Here is a 6,745-nt window from a genome sequence, read left to right as displayed (position 1 = left end):
TAACTCCATTGTTCCTCTAAGCGAAGTCTAACCGCCTCCAGCTTTGTTGCCTCATCATATCGAGTAAACGTTTGTCCCTTTTTCGCCATGAAAAAATCCCCTCCGGTCAACAGTGATTAAGTCCATGATATCATGGATTCTTTTTTCACTGTCTACCGTAAGGGGATAATACCAAAATAGCATCTACTCAACCTTTTTTTGATTTCACCCCTCCCCCAAAGCTGGGGAAGAGCGTTTTAAACTTCGCAGCGAAGCAAGGGAACTGTTCTGGAGAAACGTTAGTGCTCGCCTTGGTATTCGGATTCCTTCATCGATTAATAGTTCAGGGAATCCGAATACCACAGCGATCGGAAGAACATTCCCTGCCGAAGTGGAGCCTTGCTACCAAAAGACATGCTACGATTCACCAGCGACGAATCGTAAACGAGCCGCCGTTGCGCAGCTTTCTCTCGATGAAGCTGAGCATATAGACCTTGTACAGCGGCCGCGTGAACGGGAACAGCAGCGTTAAACCGATAATATCCGACAGGAAGCCCGGAAGCATGAGCAGGACAGAACCAAGAAGAACACAAAACCCATCCAACATCGCATGTCCTGGCGGCAATCCTTGCTGCAGCTGCTGCTGCATCTCCATCCACGACTTGCGTCCCTCGGAGCGCATCAAATAAAAACCGGCAAAAGCCGACAAGAGCAGCAGCAAGAACGAAACACCGCCGCCTAACCAAGCTCCAACCGCACTAATTGTCCACCAATCGACTAAGAGACCAACTATGACGATGAGCAACCATTTGCGCATGGTGATTCAACCTCCTAAAAGCAAATTGCTTGCTTCGAAAGCATATACTAAGCAATTTGCTTACTTCCGCGTAATACTATCTATAAGCAAATTGCTCTCCTCTTCAATACTAATTACCCAAATCAACTGCCTTGTACACACTGCTGCAGCATCGTGTACAGCTCTGGCATGGAACGATCCAGCCTTGTCGGCTTGAATGAGGCATTCACCCACATATGACGTGTCCCGCCTGCTGCAAGCAGCTCGCGTTTATCTAGTTCAGCCCCATCATGCAAACCGCCTCCGGCAGCCAAATGCGAAGCATCTCCAAGCCGAATTTGTGATTCAAACGCAAGACGAACTGGCGAATAATCGGCGATTCGGGTACAAACAAGCACAACATCATCGTAGCGAGCCGGTTTTATATATTTGCAATCGACGTCGATTACCGGAAGCAGCAGCCCCGCAGCCTCGATATCGCGATAGGCATAGCCTGCATGTCGAATCCACTCCGTACGTCCAATCTCGAACCATGTCAAATAATTACCGTGAAAGACGACACGCATCTGGTCGGTCTCCTCATAACGGACCCGAAGCGGATAAACATGCCATTGTTGTGAATCGTTCATCTTTATCCCTGCATTTCTCGAATAATAGATTAGCCCAAGTTAGAACAAGAGCGACGGCTGATGACCGTCGCTCGAAAAAGATACTTATTACAATACTTTAGATTGTCCCGTGTAAATAACGCCTGTCTCACCATAAAGCGTTACTTCCATACCATCCTGCAGCAGCTCCGTAGCGCGCTCAATACCGAGCACAACTGGGATGCCAAGGTTAAGTCCTACGATTGCCGCATGGCTCGTAATTCCACCTTGCTCCGTTACGATTGCAGCTGCCTTCTGAACGGCTGGCATATATTCTTTGTCGGAAGCTACGACAACAAGAATCGAGCCTTCCGTCGTTTTTGCGATTGCTTCTGCTGCTGTACGTGCAACAACAACTTTACCTTTTGCCGATTGCGTACCAATGCCTTGGCCTTTGGCAACAAGTTCACCGATATGGTGAATCTTGATCAGGTTTGTTGTGCCAGCGCGGCCAACTGGAACACCAGCCGTAATAACGACCGTGTCGCCGAGACCTACGATACCTGTCGAAAGCGCACCCTTGACAGCCGTTTCGAACATTGCGTCCGTCGTATCCGCTTCAGCGCCATACGCAGGAACAACACCCCATACGAGTGCCAGGCGGCGCATAACCGATTCGTTAGGCGTAACCGCGATAATTGGCGATTTCGGACGGTACTTCGACACCATGCGTGCCGTATAGCCGCTCTCCGTCGACGTAACGATTGCACCAGCTTCCAGATCAAGCGCAGAGTTCGCAACCGCTTGGCTGATCGCTTCCGTTACGGAAGTTTGCTGCGCATTCGCTTGCTTCACGAACAGCTCGCGGTATTCCAGTGCTGCCTCGGCACGTTCTGCGATGCGGGACATCGTTTGTACCGATTCAACTGGATATTTACCAGCAGCCGTCTCGCCCGACAGCATAATTGCGCTTGTGCCGTCAAAAATTGCATTCGCAACGTCGCTTGCTTCTGCGCGCGTTGGACGCGGGTTGCGCTGCATCGAGTCGAGCATTTGGGTTGCCGTAATAACCGGCTTGCCGACGCGATTACATTTCTCGATCATACGCTTCTGAACAAGTGGAACTTCTTCAGCTGGAATTTCAACGCCGAGGTCACCACGGGCAACCATCAGGCCGTCGGAAACCTCAAGAATTTCGTCGAGATTGTCAACGCCTTGTTGGTTCTCGATTTTCGAAATAATTTGAATGTGGCTTGCATTGTGCTTCTCAAGAAGCTCGCGGATTTCGAGCACGTCGCTTGCTTTGCGAACGAACGATGCTGCGATGAAGTCGATGCCTTGCTCGATACCGAACACGATATCAGCCGCGTCCTTCTCCGTAATGCCTGGCAGCGAGATGTGCACGCCTGGCACGTTAACGCCCTTCTTGCTCTTGATTTGACCGCTGTTCACGATGCGGCAGTGGATTTCTGTTCCCTCTACGCGCTCAACCGTCAAACCGATGAGACCGTCGTCGATCAACACTGTCGAGCCTTCAGAAATATCATTCGGCAGGTTCTTGTATGTAACCGGAATACGGTTAATGTCGCCGAGAATTTCTTCCGTCGTCAATGTAATCGCTTTGCCTGCCTCGAGTTCGATCGGCTCTTCTTTCAGCTTGCCGAGACGAATCTCAGGACCTTTCGTGTCAAGCAGAATGGCAACGGTTGTGCCAAGCTCTTGACGTGCTTGCTTCAGGTTTTTGATACGGTTGCCGTGCTCCTCAAAATCGCCATGCGAAAAGTTGAGGCGAGCAACGTTCATACCTGCTTCGATCAGCTTCTTTGTGTTCTCGAGCGATTCGCTCGATGGGCCGATCGTACAAACAATCTTTGTTTTGCGCATAATCTGAATCTAACCTCCGTTTGGGGTACGTTACTACACACTTGGGTTTACGCTTTTAACAAGATCAAGCTCTGGCTGAGCATTCATAGCACTGTTGTCGATTTCTTGCTTCTTATCATTCATTGTTTCCGCTTCTTGGCGCTCGTAAAACTCGCCGATCTTACGGAATTTGTTATAACGGTCCTCAATCAGCTGCTCCGAAGACATGGCCGACAGTTCTTTCAAGTGGCGAACGAGCGCTCCTTGAATCGATTGTGCCTGCGTAGTCAAATCACGGTGCGCACCGCCTTGCGGCTCCGGAATGATTTCTTCGATAATTTGGAACGCGAGCAGGTCCTTAGCCGTAATCTTCATCGCTTCTGCAGCTTCATCCGCACGAGAAGCATCTTTCCACAGAATCGACGCCGCGCCGTTCGGCGAAATCGCCGAATAAATCGCATTCTCCAGCATGAGGACACGGTTGCCTACACCAAGCGCCAGCGCACCGCCGCTGCCGCCTTCGCCGATGACCACACAGACAATCGGAACGCCAAAAGCAGCCATTTCGCGCAAATTGCGTGCAATTGCTTCGGATTGACCGCGTTCTTCCGCTGTATTGCCCGGATAAGCGCCCTTCGTATCGATGAACGTTACGATTGGACGATTAAATTTAACTGCCTGCTGCATGAAACGGAGCGCCTTGCGGAAACCTTCCGGATGCGGACTTCCGAAGAAACGAGCGATATTGTCGCGCGTATCCTTACCACGCTGATGGCCAATAACGGTTACCGGTACACCGTTCAGCCTTGCGATGCCGCCAACGATCGCCAGATCGTCAGCGAACAAGCGGTCGCCATGCAGTTCCACGAAATCAGTAAAAATAGCCTGAATATAGTCAAGCGAAGTCGGACGCTGATGATGTCTTGCAAGATGCATCTTCTGCGCAGCCGACAGCTCGCTGTACATTTCGTCTTCTAGTTGCTTGCATTTCAGCTCAAGACGAGCAATTTCCTCAGAGAAATCGATCCCTTGCTCTTTGCCGAATCGCTTCAGTTCTTCGACCTTCCTGCGATAATCAACTAGTGGTTTCTCGAATGGAAGCTCATTCGCCATCGGACCAATCCCCCCTTACGGTGTGCAGTTCCAGCAGCTTCGTCAACATCGATCTCATGTCTTTACGATGGACAACTTTATCCAATTGGCCATGCTGCAGGTTGAATTCTGCCGTTTGGAAGTTATCAGGCAGCTTCTGGCGAATCGTCTGTTCGATAACGATACGACCTGCGAAACCGATCAATGCGCCAGGCTCGGCCAAATTGATGTCGCCAAGACTTGCGAAACTAGCCGACACGCCGCCTGTCGTCGGATCTGTGAAGACGGAGATGTACAGGCCGCCATTGTTGTGAAGCTTAGCCAGCGCTGCGCTTGTCTTCGCCATTTGCATAAGACTCAGTATGCTTTCTTGCATACGAGCGCCGCCTGAGGTCGAGAAAATAATAATCGGCAGGTTCTTCTCGTCTGCATACTCAATCGCCCGCGTAATTTTTTCCCCTACTACCGATCCCATGCTGCCAGTGAAGAAATCGAAGCTCATCACAGCGACAACAACCGGAACACCGCCGATTGCACCTTCGCCTGTTACGACAGCTTCCGTCAGGCCTGACTTCTCCTGTTGTTTGCGCAGCTTGTTCTTGTAGTCTGGGAATGTCAGCGGATCGCCGGATTCCAGATGTGCGTCGATTTCAAGCAAACGTCCGTCATCAAGCGTCATTCCGATACGTTCCCAAGCGGACAAACGGAAATGATGCCCGCATGACGGACATACTTTCAAGTTTTTTTCAAGTTCTTTTGTGAATGCGATGTTACCACACTTCGGGCATTTGTTCATAAGCCCTTCAGGGATATCCTTCTTCGGTCGTTCCGCAGTCGGAGCGGGTACGGAAGGAATTGTCGCATATTTCTTCTTATGGAATAAGTCCTTAAACACGAATGACACCTCTCACGGCGCAGTTATTAGGTCGAGTCACGGGTGAAGAATGGAGTTCAGAACTTCCTGTACTTCCTCGAGCTCGCCGGACGGAACCAAAATCTCATATTGTTGTTTCGAATGGTTGATCGGCCTGACCTGGACGAGGAAGCCTTCCTCCGTCAGCCGGTTCTTGATATTGTCTGCAATTCTAGTTGTAGGCGCGATATAGATGACCGTCCACATGAAAGGTTGTACCCCCTAAAAACATCGGTTTCCAGGCCCTATAATGAACTTATGATAGCATAACTTCTCTTCGGGCCGCAACAAAGCGGTGAGAGCCGATGTTTCCAGGGGGTTCTTGAACCATCTGCTGCAAGCAGCAAAATCTATGGCAGGTCGTATTGTGCCGCCTTTGGATCCTGGTGGGCAATCCTCGCCGATGCGGCCGCTGCAAGCCCTGCTACAAGGTCATCCAGAAACACGTGAATATGCTGGCCTTTCAAATTAAGCTTTCGAATAATGCCAGGCTTTACTTTATCAAGATAGCCAAAGCTCGTCAATCCGATCATGCCGTACACATTCGTAATTCCAAGGGCAAGCGTCTCGTCTACGCCGTACAGCGATTCATCGGTTTCCATGATCGCCTGCAGCGGCTGCGGCAGCAGCTTGCGCTCCGCCAATTCGTCCAGTGCAATGCCCGTGTACATGACATATTGCACCTCGCGCTTCACCAATACGGCTCGTACGCTTTCTACGCACTGCTCCATCGTTAGGTCGGCATTATAAGGGTGCTGCAGCGCAAACACAATTTCGGCAACGTCGCCAATGGATACACCGCGTCTTAACAACCACGCTTCGATTTTTTCGCTTCCGCTCGCCAATCGTCATCCCTCCGTGGGCCGGAGCGTCGTTAATACACGGATGCTGCCGGCAAGTCGCTTGCGGTCTCTGCCGCATCTCGGGCAAGTCCTGTATTCAACAAAATCAGCGAATGCCCGGTGTCTCATAAATGTATGCAGCATGCCGAACAATTGTGCATGAAAAAACGGACGTGCACGTAGGGGCTTCGCCCCTTGGACCCCACCTGCTAAATTCCTGATTGTAGGGACACTTCCCCTTGGACTCCCATATTTTTAAACCAACATATCTACCCACTCAAACCAACATTTCTACCCACCCAAACCAATATTTCTACCCACCCAAACCCTTCCTGCTAGGGAGGGCCCCAGGGTTTCCAACCCCTGGACCCCGGAAGGATAAACGTTGGATAGGCAGAGGTGTGATTCGCGCACTTGGATGGTAGGAATCGCGTGCCCTTTGGGCAAAGCTTACTTTGGGTGGGGGAAATGAAATAAGCGCTGCTGCGCAGCGCTTATTTCGGTGTGAGTGAAATGGTAAATGGATTAGGTGATGTTAAACTGCGCTTATTTTTGTGTTAGCGATATGATGAAAGAAATGGAGTTGTCAAAAAAAGTGCAGTTTGAAAACACACTCATACAGAAACCCCGTTACTAAGCTGCCTGTGACAGCATTCTTTCGCGATAAATAGCA

Annotated in this window: 7 protein-coding genes; all 7 read right to left on the bottom strand. The window is 50.5% G+C overall.

Going from position 1 to position 6,745, the window contains the following annotated elements:
* Window positions 1–403: 403 nt before the first annotated feature.
* Window positions 404–796, bottom strand: coding sequence for an FxsA family protein (locus DFQ01_RS30605; protein ID WP_110047694.1), 393 nt, complete (start codon window positions 794–796; stop codon window positions 404–406).
* Window positions 797–918: 122 nt separating this feature from the next.
* On the bottom strand, window positions 919–1,404 hold the full coding sequence (locus DFQ01_RS30600) for an acyl-CoA thioesterase (RefSeq protein ID WP_110047693.1): 486 nt from the start codon (window positions 1,402–1,404) through the stop codon (window positions 919–921).
* Window positions 1,405–1,491: 87 nt separating this feature from the next.
* Complete coding sequence (gene pyk / locus DFQ01_RS30595; RefSeq protein ID WP_110047692.1) at window positions 1,492–3,246, bottom strand: pyruvate kinase; 1,755 nt, start codon at window positions 3,244–3,246, stop codon at window positions 1,492–1,494.
* A gap of 33 nt (window positions 3,247–3,279) precedes the next feature.
* The gene (locus tag DFQ01_RS30590; RefSeq protein WP_110047691.1) at window positions 3,280–4,338 is read right to left on the bottom strand and encodes an acetyl-CoA carboxylase carboxyltransferase subunit alpha; all 1,059 of its coding nucleotides are present in this window, start codon (window positions 4,336–4,338) and stop codon (window positions 3,280–3,282) included.
* Window positions 4,328–5,212 (bottom strand): acetyl-CoA carboxylase, carboxyltransferase subunit beta, encoded by an 885-nt coding sequence (accD, locus tag DFQ01_RS30585; protein ID WP_110047690.1) that lies wholly within the window; start codon window positions 5,210–5,212, stop codon window positions 4,328–4,330. The genes DFQ01_RS30590 and accD overlap by 11 nt, the downstream gene beginning before the upstream one ends.
* Window positions 5,213–5,248: 36 nt before the next feature.
* Window positions 5,249–5,437 (bottom strand): glutamate decarboxylase, encoded by a 189-nt coding sequence (locus DFQ01_RS30580; RefSeq protein WP_110047689.1) that lies wholly within the window; start codon window positions 5,435–5,437, stop codon window positions 5,249–5,251.
* Window positions 5,438–5,580: 143 nt separating this feature from the next.
* Window positions 5,581–6,075: a phosphatidylglycerophosphatase A family protein gene (locus DFQ01_RS30575; protein WP_110047688.1), complete on the bottom strand. Its 495-nt coding sequence runs from the start codon at window positions 6,073–6,075 to the stop codon at window positions 5,581–5,583.
* Between the last annotated feature and the right edge of the window lie 670 nt (window positions 6,076–6,745).

The organism is Paenibacillus cellulosilyticus, assembly GCF_003182255.1.
Lineage (GTDB): Bacteria > Bacillota > Bacilli > Paenibacillales > Paenibacillaceae > Paenibacillus_T > Paenibacillus_T cellulosilyticus.
Note: the sequence above shows the minus strand (reverse complement) of the source record. Positions and strands in the feature narration are given on the sequence as shown.